Genomic DNA, 22,115 nt, shown 5'->3' with positions numbered 1-22,115 from the left:
GCTATGAAAGTTTATATAAATGGACTTGGTTCTGTCTCATGTCAAGAGGGAACTAGAAACTTTAAGTCTTCTGATTTAACCAGAGTTTCTCAAGGTATAAATCAAGCTCAACAACCTTCGTATAAAGAACTTATCCCAGCAGGGATGTTAAGACGTATGGCTAAGGGTGTTAAGATGGGAATATACGCTTCTCACTCAGCATTAGAAGAGGCTAATATAGCAGTGCCAGATGCGGTGATTACGGGTACTGGATTAGGTTGTTTGATTGACTCTGAAAAGTTTCTTTCTACTATGTTAGAAAACAATGAGAGCTACCTTACTCCTACTTCTTTTATACAATCTACGCATAATACTGTAGGTGGGCAAATCGCTCTCAAGTTGCAATGTATGGGGTACAACTTTACTTATGTAAATCAAAATACGTCTTTTGAATCGGCATTATTAGATGGACTTTTGCAAGTACAAGCTGGTGAATTGAACAATGCGTTGATCGGTGGTGTTGATGAGATCGGTGATATTACCATGAGATTTCTTCAATTAACAAAGAAGATTAATACCGTAGATGAGATATTTCCTAAGGGAGTTAACTATGGTGAAGGAGCTACTTTTATAGTTCTTGATAACAAACAAACTACTCAGTCTTATGCTGAGTTAGTAGATACTGCTATCTGCAACCGTGTGGAAAGTGTAGAGGATTTTATACAAAGCTTTTTATCTAGTCAATATATTGTGCCAGAACAAATAGATGTATTAGTTTTAGGAAGCAATCAGACAGCGAATGATGGAGCTTTTTATGCACAGGCACAAGCGATATGTTCTAGCAGTGCTTTAGAGACGTTTAAAGAGTTTAGTGGGGAATATCATACAGCTTCAGCTTTCGGCCTTTTAAATGCCTGTGAAATGCTTAAATATCAACAGTTATTTAGTACAGGTGAGTCTAAGCCTATTGAGTATATTCTTGTATATAATCAGTTTGATGGGAAAGACCACAGTCTAACTTTACTTAAGAAATGTGGAGATTAAAACTGATCAACTCCTTTGGAGTATTGTATTTTACAGTAGTCAGCACTCTAGTTTTTGTCAATAAAATAAGTGTGTGGTGGTTCCTTCTAGGAGGGCTTCTTTGGATTGGAATGCTTACATGGGGAGCATTTGATATTCGATTGAACGTATTTGTCAAGGCTATCACTTCTAATAAAGGGGAGACGCGAAAGCGAATTGCGATTACCTTTGATGATGGTCCTACCCTATTTACTCCGATGGTGCTTGAGCTTTTGCACAAGTACAATGCTAAAGCGACTTTCTTTTGCATCGGAAATCAAGTAAGTAAATACCCTTTGATTCTTAAACAGACTTTCGTAGAAGGACACCTTATCGGTAACCATACACAAACTCACACCACGCGTATGGGCTTTCTCTCAGCTGATGAGGTTACTCAAGAAATCGAATTGGGAGAACAGACCATTGAGAATGTGCTGGGCATTCGACCAATGTGGTATAGACCCCCATTTGGGGTGACTAATCCCAAGATAGCGAATGCTTTGTCTAAAACACACTATAAGATAGCAGGGTGGAATATTCGATCATTAGATACTGTTATTGATCGTGAACAGCGTATTTTTGAAAGATTAAAACGCAAAATTCGACCTGGAGGAATAATTTTATTACACGATACCTCCAATAAAAGCGTTAATGTTTTAGAGCAATTATTGATTGAACTGACCAATCAACATTATGAAATGGTAACATTAGACGAACTATTAAATCATTAAGTGTATGAAGAAGATATTAAGTGCCTTGTTATTTTTAGCAATGACTACTGGGGCTATGGCACAAGAAAAAGAAATGAATCAAGTGGAGATTACAACATTTAGAAAGGAAGTAATCGCAAAGACAAAAGAGATTACTAGTCTTTCTACAGATTTTATTCAATATAAGCATCTTAGCTTTATGTCAAAGGATATTGAATCTAAAGGAAGCATGCTCTTGCAAATTCCCAATAAACTATTGTGGAAATACAGTTTGCCTTTTGAATATAGTATTGCTTTCAAAGACAATAAGATTAGTATTAATGATCAAGGAAAGAAGAATAAAGTAGATATAGGGAACAATAAGAAGTTTGCTAAAATTAATAATCTAATTGTAGGTAGTATAAGTGGAAATATGTTTGATGAGAAGGAGTTTAAAATCTCTTATTTCAAAAGTGGCAAACGCAGTATTGCAAAGCTAATTCCCTTGAGTAAAGATATTTTACAGTATATTTCACAAATAGAATTGTACTTCGACGAAGGGCAAAGTACAGTATCGGAAGTTAAATTAATAGAACCTTCTGCCGATTATACACGCATTGTATTCAAGAACAGACAAACGAATATCAAGTTAAATGATTCGAGTTTTAGTAATTAGTTTGTGTGTACTGTTTACCTATTCGTGTAAAACTGTACAGCTAGCGGATTTACCTAAGCAAGGGTTCCTACCTACTGAGCAAGTGGTGGAGAATAGTTATTTCGCTAAGATAGGAGAAGAACACATCTTTAGAGCGAATATCACCCTATTTAAGAACGAACTAAGCGGTCTGATAGTGATTAAACGCATAGATGATCAACAGCACAGAGTAGTACTTACCTCAGACTTTGGCAATACATTATTTGATTTCTCTATTTATTCGGATAAATATGCAGTTAATTATGCGATGAGTGATATAAATAAGAAGTTTATTTTGAGTATTTTAGCTAGAGATTTTCAGCTCTTTACAGCTACGAGATTACCTGTAATGAAGAAGCGTTCGCTAGGAGATGAGATCGTGTATCTAGGAAAATATAATAAGCTAAAGAATGTGGTCGTATGGGATAATCCTTTAGCCCGTGTATCTCGCTTAGTATATGGAACACCTAAGAAGGCTAAAGCGGTTTATAATTATACCGAATCGGAAGATGGTAAGGCTATTTTATCTATAGAGCATTATAACTTCCCGATGAGGATAAAGCTTATACCGCTAGTAGAAGAGTAACCAACACCAAGAGAAAAGCTATATGAAAAAATTATTATTAACCTTATTATTAATCGCAGGAATAGGTCAGTCTTATGCTAAAGAGAAAACGAGAAGAATTAATCCTGGTATTCGTGGAGGATGGAATATGAGTACCGTGACAGGTACAGAAGGAGATTATCGTACTAACTTTTATCTTGGGGTACAACTTCCTATTAGATTGGCAAAGTTCTATGAGTTACAGCCTGAGCTTGTGTATTCACGTCAAGGGGCGGATAATATAAACCCATCACTAGTAAACTATAATTATGACCGCAGTGGAAGTAATTTACAGTTAGATTATGTGGATATTAACGTGATTAATAAATTCCATTTGGGTAGAGTTAACTTGCAAGTAGGACCTGGATTAGCAATTGCTACGAATAGCAGTGATAAGAACATCACTCCTATAGACTTAACATTTAACTTTGGTATCGGATTAGATATCACTAAACGCATTGGTGTGGAAGCTCGATGGATGCCTGGAGTTGTTAGTATTAATAATGGAGCAGATACATATTATAACGGGGTACAGTACATCTATGACGATTATATGCGTAATAACACATTTCAGATCGGAGCTTATTTTAGACTTTAATTTAAAGTATTATCTTTATACAGACGTGATTACGCATTATAAAGCGTTTAATCACTCTTTTTTTATCGTAGAACTATCAAGTTTAAGAAGGTGAGCAATGATTGCTATAAGTCTGCTATATATTATTTATGGAGTGTTTTTGCATAAATAGTCTATAGTACGTTATTTTTTTGTTTTTTCGTCTCGACTTTTTCGGTGATGATTGACCTATACGTGCAGTTTTCGTGACCTTTTCTTGCCAAGGAAGCACTTCTGGGCACGTAAACTGCAGGAATACTGCATTAATTGTGGAAGCTTGGCAACAATAGAGAAGAAAGAGTGTTTTTTATTACGATTAGACAACGTTTAAGAGTATAGTGATAAGTTCTGCCTTTTCAAGTATTATAGAGGGTTATATGCAAAAGATCAGCTAGTCAGTAAATTATTATTGACAGTTAAGGTGTTTTAAATTTATTATGCGCTTCTCCTTTTCTTCTCCCTACCCCATCTCTTTCAAATAATTAGAGATAAGTTAAAATGCGTTTAAATAAAAAAGTGTATTTTTTTAGTTAGTTTTGCATTTAAACTTTTTTAAGAAAAATAGTAGTGTCTATGCTTATTGATAATTTTTACGAAGTAATTGATTTGAAGTCAATTGGCGAAAATCAATACTCAGTTTTAGTAACTTTGAATACCTCTCATAATGTATTTAAAGGACATTTCCCTAATAACCCAGTAATGCCAGGAGTTTGCATGATTCAGATTATAAAGGAATTAACTGAAGAGATCGTCAGCAGTAAGCTTTTTTTGGAGCAGGTGTTAAATGTAAAGTTTATGACGTTAATTAACCCTGAAAAATGTAACGAATTATCTTTTTCGCTACAAATAGATGAGAGAGACGACGTTGTGAAAGTTAAAAGTACAATTGAGTTTCAAAGTGCTATTGCACTAAAGATGAGTAGTACATTTAAAAGACAATAAATATGAAGTTATTGACTGTATTTATAGTAAGTTTGACGCTATTCTTTCAATCTTCTTCGAAAGGAATTAGAGAGAGTTTTGAGCAAGCAAGTGGTTCAATTGAACAAGCAGAAGTATTCTATGAAAAGACTCTTTCGTTAGATGATACTGATCTGTCAACTGCATATAAAGGTGCAGCATTGATAACAAAGGGCAAATACGCAAAGGGAATAAAAAACAAAAAAATGCTTATCGTAGAGGGTGCAGGCTTACTAGATCAAGCAGTGAATAATAAGCCAACGAATCTTGAAATTCGACTGGTCCGATTAATTATTCAAGAGCATTTGCCGAATATTGTTAAGTATAAAAGTAATTTGCAAGAGGACAAAGAAGCAATCGTTAAGGGATATAATAGCCAATCAACAGAGCTAAAAAAATGGATTAGCGATTATGCTCGGCAGTCAAAAATATTTACAGCAGAAGATAAAAGTAAGCTTCTGTAATGAATGAATAAATGAAAGACAACTATACTTCGCCTACTATACGCACTAATATTGATGAATTAGGATTTTGTATAATAATTCCTACTTATAATAACCACAAGACTTTACAACGGGTCATAGAAGGTGTGTTGTCTTATACAGATAAGGTTATTATTGTCAATGACGGCTCGACAGATACGACACTTTCTATATTAGAAAAGTATCGATCAACTATACTTATTATCGATTTACCACAAAATAAGGGAAAGGGAAATGCACTGACGATTGGATTTAGAGAAGCTATTCGACAAGGATATCAATATGCAATTACGATAGATAGTGATGGCCAACATTATCCCAGTGATATCTCCGTATTCGTTGAGACACTTATGCTAAGTGATGAAAAGAACTTATTACTCATTGGTTCTAGAAATATGGAACAAGAGGGAGTACCAAAGAAAAGTAGCTTTGGAAATAAGTTTTCTAATTTTTGGTTTTGGTTTGAAACTGGAATTAAATTGACGGATACACAATCAGGATATCGACTTTATCCATTGAAGGCTTTAGCAAAGAAATACTATACCAAAAAGTTTGAGTTTGAAATAGAAGTGATTGTACGTGCCGCGTGGAATGATGTCGCTGTGCGCAATGTACCTATTCAAGTTTTATATGATGAGTCAGAACGCGTATCTCATTTTAGACCTTTTAAAGACTTTACGCGTATTAGTTTATTAAATATGGTATTAGTGACTTTATTGTTACTGTATATTTTTCCAAGAAACTTCATAAGACGTTTTAAAAAAAAAAGTTTTAAGGACTTTCTGAGAGAAGATATTTTAGGAAGTGATGATTCAAATCAGAAAAAAGCGATTTCCATAGGTCTAGGTGTATTTATAGGAATAGCACCTCTTTGGGGATTACAGTCTTTCTTGTCTATTTTTTTAGCAATTACCTTTCGATTAAACAAGGTGTTGTCCTTTGCCTTTTCAAATGTGAGTATCCCGCCGATGATCCCAATAATTGTTTTTGCTTCGTTGAGAACAGGGTATTATCTTGTTCCCCATGGGACAAAAGAAATCCTTTTAGACACTTATACAGTTGAGTCTATTTCTGCACATCTATTACAGTATCTGGTGGGAAGTGTTGTTTTAGCAGGGGTAATGAGTGTGCTACTTGGAGTAGGAAGTTATGTATTATTATCAGTATTCAATAAAAAAGTAAAGTAATGTCTAGTATATTCTATCATATCTATCAGTGGGGAGAAAAGAACAAGGTAATGTTCTTGATATTGTCAATCTTTTTTGTTGTATTGATGGCCTTTGGAGCTGTAAATATCAAATTTGAAGAAGATATCACTCGGATATTACCAAAAAATGAGAAAGCAACAATTACGTCTAAAGTACTTGGTCAATTGCGTTTTTCTGACAAAGTATCGGTAATCATTGAAAAGCAAAAAGGAGGTACAACAGAGGACATGGTCTTGGTAGCAAATCAATTTCTAGATTCGTTAGCTGTTAAAAAAGAATATGTCAAGTCCGTTCAAGGTAAAATAAACGATGAGAATATCAATGAAACTATTGAATTTGTCTATGCGCATTTACCTCTTTTTTTAGAGAAGGCAGATTATGATAAGATAGAGCGAAAATTGGCAAATGACAGTCTACAACGAGTTGTAGAGGACAATTATAGAACGTTGATTTCGCCTACAGGAATGGTCGCAAAGCAATTCATTCAGCGCGACCCGTTAGGGATTGGATTTATCGCATTGGAGAAGCTACAAGAGTTAAATACAGGAGGTGATTTTCACTTGGTTGATGGTTTTATCATGAACAAAGAAGAAGATAAACTATTATTGTTTATTGATCCTGTATATAGTGGGACAGAAACAGAGCATAATACAGTGTTCATTAACTATCTCGAAGAGGTAAAAAAAGGGTTGAACAAGGCTTATTTTGATAAGACTAGTGTTGATTATTTTGGTGCTTCGTTTGTAGCTGTTGCGAATGCTAAACAGATAAAGAGTGATATTCAAAGTACAGTTGTTATTTCGGTAGCTGTTTTGATAGTGTTGTTTATTGCTTTTTATCGCAAACTAGCAGTGCCAGTTATTCTATTTATACCAACTGTGTTTGCTGCAAGTGTGGCGTTGTTTGTACTATATTTCATTAGAGATTCTATTTCAGCTATTTCACTAAGTGTTGGGGCTATATTAGTTGGAATTACAATTGATTACGCCTTACATATTATGACTCACTATAAGTATAGTGGAGATCTAAAAGAAGTTTATAAAGAGATTACCAAACCAATATTGATGAGCTGTTCAACGACAGCTATTGCTTTTTTGTGTTTAATATTTGTTCATTCAGAAGCATTAAAAGATTTAGGAATTTTCGCATCCATCACAGTTATGGCAGCTGGCATTTTTTCATTGTTGTTTATTCCTCACCTTTACAAGCCAACGGAAGAAGATAATTCTAAGCAAAGCAATACTATTTTGGAAAAGGTTGCCAAGTATCCTTTTGATAAAAGCAAGTGGTTGTTAGGTCTGTGTTTAGCGATGATTTTTATTAGTTTTTTCACTTTTGGAAAGACAACTTTTAATAAAGACTTGTCATCAATGAACTACTTTCCAGAAGAATTGCGAGAGGCCGAAGAGAAGTTAAATAACACTTTAGATAGTAGTAGTAAATCACTGTATATTACTTGTTATGGGGAAGATGTAGATCAAGTGATAGAGAACAATGCTGTATTATCGAAATATCTAAATAAGGTAGAGTCGGAAGGAAATATTCAACAATATAGCTCTTTAGGAAATATTGTACTATCGAGGCATCAGCAAGAACAGAAAATAGAATATTGGAATACTTTTTGGGCAACAAAAAATCGTTCTAATATAAAGCACATATTGATTGAAGAAGGAAAGAAGTATGGGTTTATGGAGCACACGTATGCCCTCTTTTACGATATGCTGGAAGTGAATTATAGCCCTATAACTTTTCAAGATTATGTACAGTTAAACCCTCAGGTAATCGAGGAGTTTATTGTTGAAAAAGAAGGATTTTATACAATTAATACACTAGTCAAAGTATCAGAAGACAATAAGGATATATTTATTCAAGGACTAAAGGAATTCAAGGATTACATAGTGATAGATCGAAAAGAGATTAATGAAACGTTCTTGAGTAATCTGGTAAGTGATTTTACATTATTAGTTAACTACTCGTTACTTGCAGTAATGGCTATTTTGTGGTTTTTCTTTAAACGTATAGAATTAGCAATCGTGAGCATTTTACCGATCATAATAACTGGATTTATAACTGCAGGGATGATGGGATTGTTTCAGATTGAGTTTACTATTTTTAGTTCTATAGTTTGCACGTTGATTTTTGGACAAGGTGTAGATTTTACTATTTTTATGACAAGTGCCTTACAAAAGGAGTATACGACAGGAAAACGTGTAAGTGCGATGTACCGCTCGTCAATTTTATTAGCTGTGTTAACTACATTATTAGCCGTAGGAACTTTAATTTTTGCGAAGCACCCAGCTTTGCGATCAATCTCTATTGTTTCATTGCTTGGACTTTCAGTATCTGTACTTGTCGCTTTTGTACTTTATCCGCGTTTATACCGTTTTTGTTTTATGAACAGACAGAAAAAGGGGGTATCGCCTATCACACTACGTCTGTTGCTATTTAGTATAGTTTCGTTTACTTATTTCGGTGTATTTGGAGTGTTGTATTCTTGTATAGCGAGGATACTGATGATTATACTACCGTTGCCAAAAGTGGTGAAGTTAAGATGGTTTGGCAAAGGAATGTCGCTATATCAAACTTCAGTGTTATATCTAAACCCGTTCGTAAAGAAGGCAACGATCAATAAGCACAAAGAAGACTTTAAAAAGCCAGCTGTGATTATCGCTAACCATACTTCGTTTTTAGACTCCTTAACGATAGGGATGGTAAATTCGAATATCGTTTATCTGGTAAATGACTGGGTGTATAAGTCACCTGTATTTGGTAAAGCAGTACAGATGGCAGGGTTTTATCCTGTTTCAAATGGAGTGGATAATAGTGTTGTTCACTTAGAGGAGAGAGTAAAGCAAGGTTTTTCACTAATGATCTTTCCAGAGGGTACACGTTCTATGACCAATGATATACAGCGCTTTCACAAAGGAGCTTTTTTCTTAGCAGAGACTTTGAAACTGGATATTTTACCCATGTATATACACGGAAATGCAGAGGTAAATGGAAAGCGTGACTATGTAATTTATGGAGGGCATATCATTACAACGGTTGGTGAACGAATTACCTATGATGACCAAAGTTTTGGAAGTAATTACACTGAACGTACAAAGAAAATAAGCAAGTTTTATAAAGAGCAATTTAAAAATATCAGAAAGAATCTTGAGGATAAGGACTATTTTAAGCAAAAATTATTCTTAAGTTATCTTTATAAAGAAGGTAATATATCAAAAGAAGTCAAAGAGGATTTTAATACCTATGCAGAAGATTATTATGAGTTAAATAATTATTTAGGTGACAAAGAGAGAGTATTACACTTTGCTGATGATTATGGACAAATAAATTTCTTGTTAACTTTACAAGAAGCTAAGCGAAAAGTGTATTCATATATTCCAGATGAATATAAGCGTAGTGTAGCTCAGATGAACTATATAACCAAATGTAGAATAGTGGAATATATAGAAAATGTTGCAGATATGGATAGTAAGGTAACTTCGTTAGTCATTTCGACAATGTCGAAACAGGTAATCAATGAACAGATTAATAAAGTGGTTGTACTTAATCGAAAAGCAATAGGGTTTGTTCCAGATAATTGTTTTGAATTGTCAGTACAGAATAAATATATCAGTGTATATTTAAGGAAAGAATAGTATGGAGAAGAAGTATGATGTAGTGGTGATCGGAAGTGGTCTTGGAGGACTAGCCTCTGCTGTAATCTTAGCGAAAGAAGGAAAGAAGGTGTGTGTGCTGGAGAAGAATGAGCAGTATGGCGGTAATCTACAAACATTTTCTAGAGATAAATCTGTATTTGATACAGGGGTACATTATATAGGAGGGCTAGGTAAAGGAGAAAACTTACATAAGTACTTTTCTTATCTAGAGATTATGGATAGGCTAAATCTTCAAAGACTTGATAATGATGGGTATGATAAGATTTCTTTTGAAGAGGATAAGATAGAGTTTCCACATGCCCAGGGTTATGAGAACTTTATTAAACAACTGTTAGTCCACTTTCCAGATGAGGAGCAAGCCTTGCGTAAGTACTGCGATAGAGTAAACGATATCTGTCATCGATTTCCTATGTACAATTTAGAAGATGGAAAGGGATACGATGATAATATTGTAGCGATTAAGTTAAGTGACTTCTTAGATGAAATAACAACAAATGAGAAGTTAAAAGCTGTATTGATAGGATCTAACTTTCTCTATGTAGCAGATAAAGAGAAGACCCCTCTATATGTTCATGCATTGACGATAAACTCTTATATACAGAGTGCATGGCGCTGTGTACATGGCGGAAGTCAAATCAGTAGAGCACTGATAAAGGTATTGAAGAAATATGGAGGAGAGATATACAAGCACAAAGAGATTGTTGGTTTCACGTTTAAAGATCAGCAATTAGCCTCTTGTTATACAGCAGAGGGTGAACACTACTATGGATCACAATTCGTATCAAATATCAATTTAAAACATACGATACGAATGGTTGGGACTGATAGTTTTTCTAAACCATTTGTGAAGCGAATTATGAGTTTAGAGGAAGTGCCTTCTGTTTTTTCACTTTATATTGTGTTTAAAAAAGATTCATATCCTTATCAAAATAGCAATATCTACCATTATGATACTATTAATGATGTGTGGGATACACATAAGAAATCAGTAGGAAGATGGCCTAATTTATTAGTAGCATCTATGAATTGTACCAGTCCAAATCAAAAGTGGGCAGATAGTATGACTGTCATGACCTATATGGAGTATGACGAGCTGAAACAATGGCAAGATTCGTATAACGTATCAACAATAAAGAAATTGAGAAGCAGAGGAGAAAGTTATGAAACTTTTAAACAAGAAAAAGAACAACTTTTACTCGATAAATTGGAGAAGAAGTATCCAGGTATTCTTCAAGCAATTCAAAGTGTACACGCTTCTACTCCTCTTACCTATCGGGATTTCATAGGTTCTGAAGGAGGGAATATGTATGGTTTTGTCAAAGATGCAAATAGCCCAATGAAGACTTTTATTTCTCCTAGATCTAAAATAGGAAATCTTTTCTTTTCAGGTCAAAATGTACGTATGCACGGAGTCATGGGAGTGACAATAGGTGCGTTTGTCACTTGTTTAGAAATGGTCGATAAGAATACTTTGATGACTAAACTCAAGAAATATAAAAATGATGAGGAATTGGAGTAATTACACATTAATACTAATGGTGTGTTGTTTGTTGTTGAGTTGTGGTATTAGAAAAGGACTTAACGATGTACCTGATTTTACAGGTATGGATTCAACAGTACCCAAAGTAGAGATAGTTAATGATAGTTTACGCATTACTAAGCGCGGTTTTTTGAGTAAGAATAAACAACAATTGTGGGAACTATATGTCAGTGGAGATCCTTATCAGGTAGGACTAAATACGGGAGCACTAACTGCGGAATTATATCAAAAGCAAGAAACTGTCTTTTTCTCTAAGGTAGAAGAGTTTGTACCTGCAGGATTTAAGCAAAAATTACTGATTAGAGCGCTAAAGTATTATAATAGAGATTTATATAAATACATTCCTAATGAATACAAAGTGGAGATTTATGGCATCAGTAAATATGCGACAACTCACTTTGACTTTCTAGGATCTTCTTATCAACGCAATTTATATTTGCATGGGGCACACGATATCGGTCATGCCTTTCAAGATTTAGCTTTGGTTGGTTGTACATCATTAGCTGTTTGGGGAGATAATTCTGCTGATGGGGAGTTATTAATCGGTAGAAACTTTGATTTTTATGCTGGAGATGAATTTGCAGAGAATAAAATTATTGCCTTTGTAAGGCCAGAACAAGGTAATGCATTTATGTCAGTTACCTGGGGAGGTATGATAGGGATAGTATCAGGTATGAATGAAAAAGGGTTGACTGTAACATTGAATGCTGGTAAGTCTTCGATTCCTTTAAAGGCAAAAACGCCAATTTCAGTAGTTGCAAGAGAAATACTACAATATGCAGATAATATAGAGCAGGCTATAAAGATAGCAAAGACTAAAAAGGTATTTGTATCGGAGTCTATTATGATAGGAAGTGCGGAAGATAGAAAGGCTGTGTTGATAGAGATAGCTCCAAAGAACTTTGGAGTATATGATGTAGCAAATAGCAGTGCGTTGATTTGTTCTAATCATTTTCAAGGTGAAGCTTTCAAAGCGGATAAACGCAATCAAAAGCAAATAGAAGAGAGCCATTCACAATATCGATGGGATAAGGTCAATGAGTATATTAATAATTCAGAGGCATTGACACCACAAAAGATGGTTGATATTCTAAGAGATACCAAGGGACTGAATGGGAAAGAACTTGGCTATGGGAATGAAAAGGCTTTAAATCAACTTTTAGCACATCATGGCATAGTCTTTCAACCTGAAAAAAGATTAGTATGGGTATCGTCTAACCCCTATCAGTTGGGTGAGTTTGTAGCGTATGATTTAACTAAAATATTTAGTGATGAGCCTACTGTGTATCACTTGGGAGTAGACAGTTTGACGATAGCAAAAGATAAGTTTATCAAAACAAAAGCGTTTAAAGATTACGAGCGTTATCGTGTAGAAGATCGTATCTTTCAGAAGAGGATAGAAGATCGGGAAGAGGTTTCACAGGAATATATAGTGATGTATCAACAGCTCAATCCGGATTATTGGGTTGTATATTATAGAGCAGGACTATATTATTTAAAGAATAAGCAATATGCGAAGGCAAGAGAACAGTTTAATTTAGCATTAACTAAAGAGGTCACAACATTACCAGCAGAAAAAAGAATAAGAAAATATTTAAAGAAAATAAGAAACAAGTAATGGAGGTTTTATCAGTAGATTATCAATCAGCAGAAGAAATAAAGATATACCAAGAGCATCGACTGCAGGAGGTATTGGCTTATGTAAATGAGCACTCTCCTTTTTACAAAACGTTATTTGAAGAAAAGGGGATAGCAATAAGTGAAATTAAAACCATAGAAGATTTACATCGCTTGCCATTAACAACAAAAGATGATTTGCAAAGACAGAACGATGCTTTCTTTTGTGTGCCTAAAGCAGCAATTATTGACTATGCTACGACTTCAGGTACTTTAGGTGATCCTGTTACATTTGGTTTGACAGATAAAGACTTGGATAGACTTGCAGAGAATGAATACCAATCGTTTAAGTGTGCGGGTGTACAGGCGGGAGATGTCGTACAGCTTATGACGACTATTGACAGAAGGTTTATGGCAGGTCTAGCTTATTTCTTAGGTTTAAGAAAACTGGGAGCAGGTGTAGTTCGTGTAGGTGCTGGGATTCCACAACTACAATGGGATTCTATCTTACAATACCAACCTAAGTACCTAATCGCTGTACCTTCGTTCCTATTGAAGTTAATTGACTACGCTGAGAAGAATGGAATAGACTATAACAAGAGTAGTGTACAAGGAGTGATTTGTATTGGTGAAGCTTTGCGTCAAGCTGATTTGACTCCCTCTATCTTAGCAGATCGCATTACTGAGAAATGGGATATCAAATTGTTTTCAACGTATGCTTCTACAGAGATGGGGGCTGCTTTCACAGAATGTGAGTATCACCAAGGAGGACATGTTAATCCTGATTTAATAATCACAGAGGTATTAGATGAGGAAAACAATGCGGTAGCAGATGGAGAAATAGGAGAACTAACGGTGACAACACTAGGCGTAGAAGCCTTGCCTTTAATACGATTTAAAACAGGTGATATGGTGCGTAAACATATAGCGACTTGCCAATGTGGGAGAAATACATATCGCTTAGGACCTGTAGAAGGACGCAAGCGACATATGATTAAATATAAGGGGACAACCTTATATCCTCCTGCAATTGTTGATCTGTTGAACTCATTTCCGCAAATAAAAATGCATTTAATAGAGGTGAGTACAAATGAGATAGGTACAGACGAAATAGTTATCAAAATTGTGACAGTAGACGAAAGCCTGGAATTCACAAAGAAAATAAAGGATACGTTTAGAGCTAAACTAAGAGTAGCTCCTAAGGTTGTAATAGAAGAATTCGAGACTTTGCAGCCTATTGTATTTAATCCGATGAGTCGCAAACCTATCACATTTATTGATAAGCGTGGATAACTTCATGTTAAATAGTTCTTTAAAAATATTATAGTAAAATTCCGTTGATAAATATTTGGAGTATTTATCTTTGTAAAAAATATTAAACAAAATGGCTAAGCAAGTTCGTGTGCGTTTTGCACCAAGTCCGACAGGACCATTACACATTGGTGGCGTAAGAACCGCATTATTCAATTATCTATTCGCTAAGAAGAACAATGGCGTATTCTATGTTAGAATTGAGGATACTGACCAAAATCGCTTTGTACCCGGAGCAGAAGCTTATATTTTAGAAGCTTTAGAGTGGTTGGGGGTATCACCAGATGAGACGATTGGAAAGAATGAGAAATTCGGACCATATAGACAGAGCGAACGCAAAGAATTGTACAAACAATATGCTGATCAGCTTATCGAAGCAGGTTGGGCATACTATGCTTTTGATACTGCAGAGGAACTAGATCAATTGAGAAAAGAGGCTGAAGCTGATGGAAAGACATTTATCTACAATCATACAAATAGAGAACAATTAAACACATCACTGAAATTAAGCAAAGAAGAGGTAGCTGATAAGATTGCTAAAGGTGATGCATATGTAATTCGTTTTAAAACACCTGTAGGAGAGACATTACATTTAAAAGATATCATTAGAGGAGATATTAAATTTGAGACAAGTTTACTTGACGATAAAGTATTATACAAAAGTGACGGAATGCCAACGTATCACTTAGCTAATATAGTAGATGACCACTTAATGGAAACATCTCACGTCATTAGAGGTGAAGAATGGTTGCCTTCTCTTCCATTACACGAATTGCTTTATAAAGCATTTGGGTGGGAAGCACCTGAGTTTGCTCATTTACCTTTAATTCTTAAACCTGTTGGTAACGGTAAGTTATCTAAGCGTGATGGTGATAAATTAGGGTTCCCTGTGTTCCCGTTAGATTGGCAAGATCCTATATCCGGAGAGAAGTCTTCAGGATATAGAGAGAAAGGGTTCTACCCTGAGACTGTGGTTAACTTTCTTGCTTTATTAGGCTGGAATGATGGTACTGATCAAGAAATCTTTTCGTTAGCGGAGTTGGTAGATAAGTTTGACTTGGCTCGTGTACACAAAGCAGGGGCAAAGTTTGATCCAGAAAAGAATAAGTGGTTTAACCAACATTACTTAAAAGAACAAAAAAATGCAGACTTATCTAAATCATACCAAGTTATCTTAAAAGAGAACGGTATAAATGCTGATGATACTTATGTTGAAAAAGTTGTTGGCTTAATTAAAGAGAGAGCTACTTTTGTATCAGATTTCTTAGAGTTAAGTGATTTCTTCTTCGTAAGACCGACAGCGTATGATGCAAAGGCATTAAAAAATTGGAAAGAAGATACTTCTGATATCATGAAGCAAGTAGCTGAAGTGATTGAGGGTATTGAGGTATTCGAAGCTAAGAATATCGAAGAGATTGTAAAAGCATGGATTAACGAGCAAGGGATTGGAATGGGGAAAGTAATGCAGCCATTGCGTTTAAGTCTTGTAGGGGCTGTAAAAGGTCCAGATTTGTTTGATATTATCGAGATGATCGGTAAACAAGAGACAGTTGAACGTTTATCAATTGCTATTGAAGCAAATAATAAATAATATAAGTGAAAGAAAGCATATTCATTGAAGTGATGAATCACACTTACATTTAGAAGGAAGAGGTTATCTATTACGTAGATAACCTCTTTTTTGTTAGTATAATTGATGCGTAATTTTGTAATTTTATAAAAAATATTATAATAGAATGAAGAGAATAGTATTACTTATGTCTTTCTGTATGTTAGCTTTGTTTAGCTCGTGTAATAATGATGATAACGCGCTTGGACATAAAGCAGAAGATGCTTGGTTGAGCTTTGTACAAAAAGATTTAATAGGAGAATGGTCACCTCAAAAAGTAGAGCTTAAACCGATTATCGGGGAACCTTTTATGTCTATTCCTTATCCTAATATTCCCAATTGTGATGTAGACGTTTTAACTTTCAGAAAAGATTTTACAGGTGGATTTACGAAACATGGAGAAGCCTGTGCTTCACAACAAATACCTTTCTACTGGAAGCATCGCTTAGGAGTGATTATTTTTCAACTGGGTGAAGAGAAAGTAATAACTTCATTATTGCTTAAAAAGTCTCCAAAGTATCTTGTTTTAGATTTTAAAGCTGCTGATGCGTTACCTATTTTAAAGCAGTATTATCCTGATATTGTAAAGGTACCTGAAGACCAGTTAGCTTTACTTGTTGTAAAAATGTATTTTGTTAAAAAATAATAATTCTTTAACTTAGTAAGATAAATTAAATAAATTGTTATGAGTCCATCTATTATTGTTGCTGTTGTTATTGTTGTAATTATATTCTTAGGGATATTTACCGTAAAGCAGCAAAGTGCCGTTGTTGTTCAACGTTTTGGAAAGTTTAATAGTATCCGCCAATCAGGGTTAAACTTTAAAATACCTTTAGTTGATAAGGTTGCAGGTGTAGTTAATCTTCGTATTCAACAATTAGATGTTTTGATTGAAACGAAAACAAAAGATAACGTTTTCGTTAAATTGAAAGTTTCTGTGCAGTTTAAGGTTATTCAGGATCGTGTGTATGATGCTTTTTACAAATTAGAATACCCTCATGATCAGATAACTTCTTATGTATTTGACGTTGTTAGAGCTGAGGTTCCAAAGCTAATTCTTGATGATGTTTTCGAAAGAAAGGACAATATTGCAGTAGCTGTTAAAGGAGAGCTGAATGATGCTATGACTACATATGGATATGATATTATCAATACGTTAATAACAGATATTGATCCTGATATCCAAGTAAAGAATGCTATGAACCGTATCAATGCTGCTGACAGAGAGAAAGTAGCTGCTGAATATGAGGCAGAGGCAAGTAGAATTCGTATCGTAGCGAAGGCAAAAGCAGAAGCAGAGTCTAAGCGCTTACAGGGACAAGGTATTGCTGATCAACGAAGAGAGATTGCACAAGGATTAGTAGAAAGTGTTGATGTGTTGAATAAAGTTGGTATCAACTCACAAGAGGCGTCTGCTCTTATTGTGGTAACACAACATTACGACACACTACAATCTGTTGGGTCTGATAGTCGTTCGAATTTAATCTTATTACCAAACGCACCGTCTGCTGCAAGTGATATGCTTACTAATATGGTCGCTTCCTTTGCAGCTAGTAGTAAGTTGAAAGAAATGAATGATACACCAACTAAAGGTAATGTTAATGATTCTGATCAAGTCGAAGATTACAATGCGTAAACTATAAAAAAAAAGCGGTTATAAGTAATTATAACCGCTTTTTCAACTTAGCTTCACTTTTAATTTAATTGGTCACTCCTATTTAATTGTTAGGAATTAAAAAATGATTTTCATCATATTTTATACAAAAATAAAATATTCTGTGAATAATCAAAATATTTTATTGTTGTTTTTATCATAAAAAAGGTCTCCTTAATAAAGTGAAGACCTTCTTTACAATTATTACAACACTAAATTTACCAGTTTCTCATTTACTTGGTCAAAGCCAAACGACGCATATACACGGTCAAACTCAGCTTTGATTGCATCATTCATTAGGTTACCTACACTACCTTCGTGTGTATGGTTCACCTCTTTTGACGGTTGATAAGTACCTGCCTCTATAGACAGTCCTATCTCTTTATATGCTTCTCTAAAAGGCATCCCTTTTAGTACGTAGTCATTCACTACCTCAACACTAAACAAATAATCGTATTTCGGATCGTTTAATATATCTTTATTTACCTCAATATTGTCTAACATCAACTTCAGAATATCTAAACACTCTTTTAAAGAAGTAAAAGCAGGGAACAAGTTTTCTTTCAATAACTGAAGATCTCTATGGTACCCAGAAGGCAAATTAGTAGTCATTAAAGCTATTTCGTTAGGCAAAGCTTGTATCTTATTACATCTTGAACGAATCAGCTCTAAAACGTCTGGATTCTTTTTATGAGGCATAATACTCGAACCTGTAGTCAAATGATCAGGAAACTTGATAAAGCCCATGTTTTGACTCATATACAAACACCCATCCATTGCAAACTTTGCTAAAGTAGCCGCTATAGCGCTAAGTCCTTGTGCTAGGATACGCTCTGTCTTACCTCTCCCCATCTGTGCATACACTACATTGTGGTTCATAGACTGAAAGCCTAATAAGTCTGTAGTCATCTGTCTGTTTAGTGGGAATGACGATCCATAACCTGCTGCTGATCCTAAAGGATTCTTATTAGTCACTTTCCACGCAGCTAACATCATCTCTAAGTCGTCTACCAAACTCTCTGCATATGCCCCAAACCACAAGCCAAATGACGAAGGCATTGCGATCTGTAAATGCGTATATCCAGGTAATAAAACATCTTTATACTGGTTGCTTAAGCCTTGTAATGTTTCAAATACTTCCTTTGTTTTGACTACTATTTCTTCTATCTCATGACGGAAATACAATTTTAGGTCAACTAACACTTGGTCGTTTCTCGAACGCCCTGAATGTATCTTTTTACCGGCATCACCAATTCTTCTGGTCAATAACAACTCCACTTGAGAATGAATATCCTCTACGTCATCTTCTATCGTAAATTGTCCTGCTAATACCTCTTGGTATATCTGTTTTAATTCTTTCTGTATAACTACTAAGTCTTCCGACTCCAATAACCCTATACTTTCTAACATCTGTGTATGTGCCAACGATCCCATTACGTCAAAAGCCGCAAGGTTCATATCCAACACTCTATCTTGTCCTACAGTGAAGGTATCAACAGATTGATCTACTGTAGTATTTTTTTGCCATAATTTCATTTGCTACACAATTTGCGTTAACATCTCTATATACAAGGCTATCCCCTCTTTAATCTCCTCTACATAGACAAATTCGTCTGCTGTATGTGAGCGAGCTGAGTCGCCAGGTCCACACTTAAGCGATGGAATACTTAACAGTGCTTGATCACTTGTCGTAGGCGATCCGTACGTTTCTCTCCCTAAGGCTATCCCTGCCTGTACGATAGGGTGATCTTTTGCAATAGACGAAGGTTTTAATCGAGTAGAACGTGCATGAACCTCACAGTCTACGTGCTCTTTTACTACCTCCAATACCTCTTCGTTAGTGTACGCATCTGTCACACGTATATCTACCACAAAGTCGCAAGTTGAAGGAACTACATTGTGTTGTGTACCTGCATTAATCATCGTTACACTCATCTTAATAGGTCCAAATTCTTCCGATACCTTAGGAAACTGATACGTATTAAACCACTCTATATCTTTGATTGCTTTAAATATCGCATTGTCGCCTTCATTACGCGCTGCGTGCCCTGAACGTCCTTTAGCTACACAGTCAAGAACCATTAGTCCTCTTTCTGCAACAGCTAAGTGCATTTGTGTAGGCTCACCTACAATAGCGAATTCTAACTCTCCCAACTTAGGAATTACATATTCTAATCCATTGTGCCCAGAGATCTCTTCCTCTGCTGTTGCAGCAATACAGAAGTTATACTTCATTCCCTCCTTGTTGTAGAAGTAAAGAAATGTAGCAATAAGCGATACCAAACATCCTCCTGCATCATTACTTCCTAATCCAAAAAGCTTGCCATCTATAATCGCTGGTGTAAAAGGATCACGTGTATAATCCTTATTCGGTCTCACAGTATCGTGATGCGAATTCAACAGAATAGTAGGCTTACTTGGATCATAGTGTTTATTAAAAGCCCATACATTGAATAGCTCGCGGTGTATAGCCACTCCCTGTGACTCTAAATAAGTAGCGATTAAATCTGATGTAAGGTGTTCTTCTTTGCTAAATGAAGGGGAAGCAATTAAGCTTTCTAATAAAGCAATAGCCTCTTGCGTTAGGATATCTTTCATATCTATGTTCTATAGTGTTGTGTTTTATCTTTGTTATAGTTGAATAGTTGTACCCTCTTTTTCATTTAATAAATCCTCTGCTTTCTTAATACATACTCTATTCACACCTTGGTCGATAGCAGCCAACGCATTCTCTATCTTTGGCAACATACCATCTGCTATCACTCCCTGTTCTTTTAGTTGTGTAAAGTTTTCTCGATTAATAGTGCTAATCACAGAGTCCTCGTTGTTAATGTCCTGCAAAACACCTTTGCGTTCAAAGCAATAGATCAAGGCTACTTTATATTCTGTTGCCAGAGCTACTGCAACGTTGGACGCTATGGTATCTGCATTTGTGTTTAGTAATTGGCCTTCCTTATCCGCCGTAATTGCAGAGAACACAGGGCTTAGTCCTATCTCTACTAATTGTTTTAATCGAACTACATTTACATCGCTTGCCTCAAAATCACCTACATATCCATAATCTATTGGTTTCGTAGGTCGTTTATGACTTTGTATTAGCTGAGCATCTGCTCCTGAGATTCCTATTGCATCACACCTTCTTTTCTGAAGTTGTGCTGTAATCTGTTTGTTGATTAATCCAGCATACACCATTACAGCTATTGGCAACATCGCTTCGTCAGTAATACGACGTCCATTGACCATCTGAGTCTCTATTCCCAACTGAGTAGCTATACGAGTAGCTAATTTACCTCCACCGTGTACTAAGACCTTAGGTCCTTCTATTCTTGCGTAAGTATCTAAAAAAGCTTGTAAAGACAACTCGTCATCTACGATATTACCACCTATTTTAATAACTGTAAGGCTTTGCATAATCTATTGGTTTTTTAGCATTTCTTTTAATACAGCCTGGGCTGCCCATACTCTGTTTCCTGCTTCTTGTATCACGATAGAGTGTTCACTATCCAATACTTCTGATGCGATTACTAAATCACGTCTCACAGGCAAACAGTGCATTACTTTAGCCTCGTTAGTCACTTCTAATTTATCCAAAGTAAGCATCCAAGACTTATCAGTACAAGTAATCTGTCCGTAGTTCTCATAGCTCGACCAGTTTTTTACATACACAAAGTCTGCATCTGCTAAAGCCTCCTCTTGATTAGTTGTAATTGTTGCACCATTAGTAAATTCTTCTTTTAGTGCATACCCTTCTGGGTGAGTAACTACGAAGTCAACTAATCCTTCTTCTTGCGCTCTACACATCCACTCTGCAAAAGAGTTTGGTACTGCTTGTGGCAATGCCTTAACGTGTGGTGCCCATGTCAATACTACTTTTGGTTTTTTACCTTGAGGTACTAACTTTTGTTGTGCATCGTCGTATTGATAGTCAAAGTGTTCTACGATTGTAATCAAGTCTGTAAAGCTCTGCAAAGGGTGTCTTGTAGCACTCTCTAAACTCACTACAGACTTTCCACAATATTTAGCAAACTTGCTAAACAGCTCTTCACTATAATCCTCCTCTGCATCTTTTAATCCTGGAAAAGAACGCAATCCTAAGATATCGCAATACTCTCCCATCACAGCAGCTGCCTCTTTTATATGCTCTGCTGTATTTCCGTCCATCACTACGCCGTCTTTAGTCTCTAAAGCCCAACCGTCTGATGTCATATTCATCACCATCACATTCATCCCTAAGTTCATAGCAGCTTTTTGAGTACTCATCCTTGTACGCAAACTTGGATTTAAGAATACTAAACCGATTGTTTTGTGTTTACCAAGAGCCTCATCTACAAAAGGACTCTTTTTAGATGTTAATGCACTCTGTACTGCTTGAGATAGAGATGATATATCGTTAACGGAAAAAAATTGTTTCATTGTTTAATCGAA

The 22,115-nt window shown here is 35.5% G+C and carries 19 protein-coding genes; 15 read left to right on the top strand and 4 right to left on the bottom strand.

All coding sequences use genetic code 11. The features are described 5' to 3' along the window. Positions 1-3: 3 nt before the first annotated feature. From GJV77_RS05855 to GJV77_RS05785, 15 genes are all read left to right on the top strand, one after another. Positions 4-1,023 (top strand): beta-ketoacyl synthase N-terminal-like domain-containing protein, encoded by a 1,020-nt coding sequence (locus tag GJV77_RS05855; protein ID WP_155035444.1) that lies wholly within the window; start codon positions 4-6, stop codon positions 1,021-1,023. Then, on the top strand, positions 1,011-1,772 hold the full coding sequence (locus tag GJV77_RS05850; RefSeq protein ID WP_155035443.1) for a polysaccharide deacetylase family protein: 762 nt from the start codon (positions 1,011-1,013) through the stop codon (positions 1,770-1,772). The genes GJV77_RS05855 and GJV77_RS05850 overlap by 13 nt, the downstream gene beginning before the upstream one ends. A gap of 4 nt (positions 1,773-1,776) precedes the next feature. Then, positions 1,777-2,406, top strand: coding sequence for an outer membrane lipoprotein carrier protein LolA (locus tag GJV77_RS05845; RefSeq protein WP_155035442.1), 630 nt, complete (start codon positions 1,777-1,779; stop codon positions 2,404-2,406). After that, positions 2,384-3,010: a hypothetical protein gene (locus GJV77_RS05840; protein ID WP_155035441.1), complete on the top strand. Its 627-nt coding sequence runs from the start codon at positions 2,384-2,386 to the stop codon at positions 3,008-3,010. Before GJV77_RS05845 ends, GJV77_RS05840 begins: the two co-directional genes overlap by 23 nt. A gap of 22 nt (positions 3,011-3,032) precedes the next feature. After that, the gene (locus GJV77_RS05835) at positions 3,033-3,626 is read left to right on the top strand and encodes an outer membrane beta-barrel protein (protein WP_155035440.1); all 594 of its coding nucleotides are present in this window, start codon (positions 3,033-3,035) and stop codon (positions 3,624-3,626) included. 591 nt (positions 3,627-4,217) lie between these two features. After that, positions 4,218-4,586, top strand: coding sequence for a hotdog family protein (locus tag GJV77_RS05830; protein ID WP_155035439.1), 369 nt, complete (start codon positions 4,218-4,220; stop codon positions 4,584-4,586). A gap of 2 nt (positions 4,587-4,588) precedes the next feature. Continuing rightward, positions 4,589-5,068, top strand: a complete 480-nt coding sequence (locus GJV77_RS05825; RefSeq protein ID WP_155035438.1) for a hypothetical protein — start codon at positions 4,589-4,591, stop codon at positions 5,066-5,068. Positions 5,069-5,079: 11 nt separating this feature from the next. Beyond that, positions 5,080-6,273, top strand: a complete 1,194-nt coding sequence (locus GJV77_RS05820) for a DUF2062 domain-containing protein (protein WP_155035437.1) — start codon at positions 5,080-5,082, stop codon at positions 6,271-6,273. Continuing rightward, complete coding sequence (locus GJV77_RS05815; RefSeq protein ID WP_155035436.1) at positions 6,273-9,938, top strand: 1-acyl-sn-glycerol-3-phosphate acyltransferase; 3,666 nt, start codon at positions 6,273-6,275, stop codon at positions 9,936-9,938. Before GJV77_RS05820 ends, GJV77_RS05815 begins: the two co-directional genes overlap by 1 nt. Before the next feature lies 1 nt (position 9,939). Then, a complete protein-coding gene (locus GJV77_RS05810; RefSeq protein WP_155035435.1) occupies positions 9,940-11,478 on the top strand; it encodes a phytoene desaturase family protein in 1,539 nt (512 codons plus the stop codon). Continuing rightward, positions 11,462-13,117, top strand: a complete 1,656-nt coding sequence (locus GJV77_RS05805) for a C45 family autoproteolytic acyltransferase/hydolase (RefSeq protein ID WP_155035464.1) — start codon at positions 11,462-11,464, stop codon at positions 13,115-13,117. Before GJV77_RS05810 ends, GJV77_RS05805 begins: the two co-directional genes overlap by 17 nt. Beyond that, complete coding sequence (locus tag GJV77_RS05800) at positions 13,117-14,409, top strand: phenylacetate--CoA ligase family protein (protein WP_155035434.1); 1,293 nt, start codon at positions 13,117-13,119, stop codon at positions 14,407-14,409. The genes GJV77_RS05805 and GJV77_RS05800 overlap by 1 nt, the downstream gene beginning before the upstream one ends. A gap of 91 nt (positions 14,410-14,500) precedes the next feature. Further along, positions 14,501-16,018 carry a glutamate--tRNA ligase gene (gene gltX / locus GJV77_RS05795; RefSeq protein WP_155035433.1) on the top strand — a complete coding sequence of 506 codons (1,518 nt, stop codon included), beginning with the start codon at positions 14,501-14,503 and terminating at the stop codon, positions 16,016-16,018. Between the two features lie 145 nt (positions 16,019-16,163). Beyond that, positions 16,164-16,682: a hypothetical protein gene (locus tag GJV77_RS05790; protein WP_155035432.1), complete on the top strand. Its 519-nt coding sequence runs from the start codon at positions 16,164-16,166 to the stop codon at positions 16,680-16,682. 39 nt (positions 16,683-16,721) lie between these two features. Beyond that, positions 16,722-17,672, top strand: a complete 951-nt coding sequence (locus GJV77_RS05785) for an SPFH domain-containing protein (RefSeq protein WP_155035431.1) — start codon at positions 16,722-16,724, stop codon at positions 17,670-17,672. 222 nt (positions 17,673-17,894) lie between these two features. On the opposite strand, the gene argH is transcribed toward GJV77_RS05785, so the two are convergent. From argH to GJV77_RS05765, 4 genes are read right to left on the bottom strand one after another with little or no spacing between them, the layout of a single operon-like run. Further along, on the bottom strand, positions 17,895-19,226 hold the full coding sequence (argH, locus tag GJV77_RS05780) for an argininosuccinate lyase (protein ID WP_155035430.1): 1,332 nt from the start codon (positions 19,224-19,226) through the stop codon (positions 17,895-17,897). Between the two features lie 3 nt (positions 19,227-19,229). Next, a complete protein-coding gene (locus tag GJV77_RS05775; protein ID WP_155035429.1) occupies positions 19,230-20,288 on the bottom strand; it encodes a M20 family metallo-hydrolase in 1,059 nt (352 codons plus the stop codon). Between the two features lie 33 nt (positions 20,289-20,321). Continuing rightward, entirely contained in the window at positions 20,322-21,101 is a 780-nt protein-coding gene (gene argB / locus GJV77_RS05770) for an acetylglutamate kinase (RefSeq protein ID WP_155035428.1), read from the bottom strand. A 3-nt stretch (positions 21,102-21,104) separates the two neighbouring features. Further along, a complete protein-coding gene (locus GJV77_RS05765) occupies positions 21,105-22,103 on the bottom strand; it encodes a Rossmann-fold NAD(P)-binding domain-containing protein (RefSeq protein WP_155035427.1) in 999 nt (332 codons plus the stop codon). Between the last annotated feature and the right edge of the window lie 12 nt (positions 22,104-22,115).

Source organism: Myroides pelagicus (genome assembly GCF_009711055.1).
Lineage (GTDB): Bacteria > Bacteroidota > Bacteroidia > Flavobacteriales > Flavobacteriaceae > Flavobacterium > Flavobacterium pelagicum.
The sequence above is the reverse complement of the archived record's forward strand: the minus strand, read 5'-3'. Positions and strand labels throughout refer to the sequence as shown.

Coding starts and splice junctions, on each gene's coding strand:
- GJV77_RS05855 (WP_155035444.1), top strand. CDS start 4: ATGAAAGTTTATATAAATGGACTTGGTTCTGTCTCATGTCAAGAGGGA.
- GJV77_RS05850 (WP_155035443.1), top strand. CDS start 1,011: ATGTGGAGATTAAAACTGATCAACTCCTTTGGAGTATTGTATTTTACA.
- GJV77_RS05845 (WP_155035442.1), top strand. CDS start 1,777: ATGAAGAAGATATTAAGTGCCTTGTTATTTTTAGCAATGACTACTGGG.
- GJV77_RS05840 (WP_155035441.1), top strand. CDS start 2,384: ATGATTCGAGTTTTAGTAATTAGTTTGTGTGTACTGTTTACCTATTCG.
- GJV77_RS05835 (WP_155035440.1), top strand. CDS start 3,033: ATGAAAAAATTATTATTAACCTTATTATTAATCGCAGGAATAGGTCAG.
- GJV77_RS05830 (WP_155035439.1), top strand. CDS start 4,218: ATGCTTATTGATAATTTTTACGAAGTAATTGATTTGAAGTCAATTGGC.
- GJV77_RS05825 (WP_155035438.1), top strand. CDS start 4,589: ATGAAGTTATTGACTGTATTTATAGTAAGTTTGACGCTATTCTTTCAA.
- GJV77_RS05820 (WP_155035437.1), top strand. CDS start 5,080: ATGAAAGACAACTATACTTCGCCTACTATACGCACTAATATTGATGAA.
- GJV77_RS05815 (WP_155035436.1), top strand. CDS start 6,273: ATGTCTAGTATATTCTATCATATCTATCAGTGGGGAGAAAAGAACAAG.
- GJV77_RS05810 (WP_155035435.1), top strand. CDS start 9,940: ATGGAGAAGAAGTATGATGTAGTGGTGATCGGAAGTGGTCTTGGAGGA.
- GJV77_RS05805 (WP_155035464.1), top strand. CDS start 11,462: ATGAGGAATTGGAGTAATTACACATTAATACTAATGGTGTGTTGTTTG.
- GJV77_RS05800 (WP_155035434.1), top strand. CDS start 13,117: ATGGAGGTTTTATCAGTAGATTATCAATCAGCAGAAGAAATAAAGATA.
- gltX (WP_155035433.1), top strand. CDS start 14,501: ATGGCTAAGCAAGTTCGTGTGCGTTTTGCACCAAGTCCGACAGGACCA.
- GJV77_RS05790 (WP_155035432.1), top strand. CDS start 16,164: ATGAAGAGAATAGTATTACTTATGTCTTTCTGTATGTTAGCTTTGTTT.
- GJV77_RS05785 (WP_155035431.1), top strand. CDS start 16,722: ATGAGTCCATCTATTATTGTTGCTGTTGTTATTGTTGTAATTATATTC.
- argH (WP_155035430.1), bottom strand. CDS start 19,226: ATGAAATTATGGCAAAAAAATACTACAGTAGATCAATCTGTTGATACC.
- GJV77_RS05775 (WP_155035429.1), bottom strand. CDS start 20,288: ATGAAAGATATCCTAACGCAAGAGGCTATTGCTTTATTAGAAAGCTTA.
- argB (WP_155035428.1), bottom strand. CDS start 21,101: ATGCAAAGCCTTACAGTTATTAAAATAGGTGGTAATATCGTAGATGAC.
- GJV77_RS05765 (WP_155035427.1), bottom strand. CDS start 22,103: ATGAAACAATTTTTTTCCGTTAACGATATATCATCTCTATCTCAAGCA.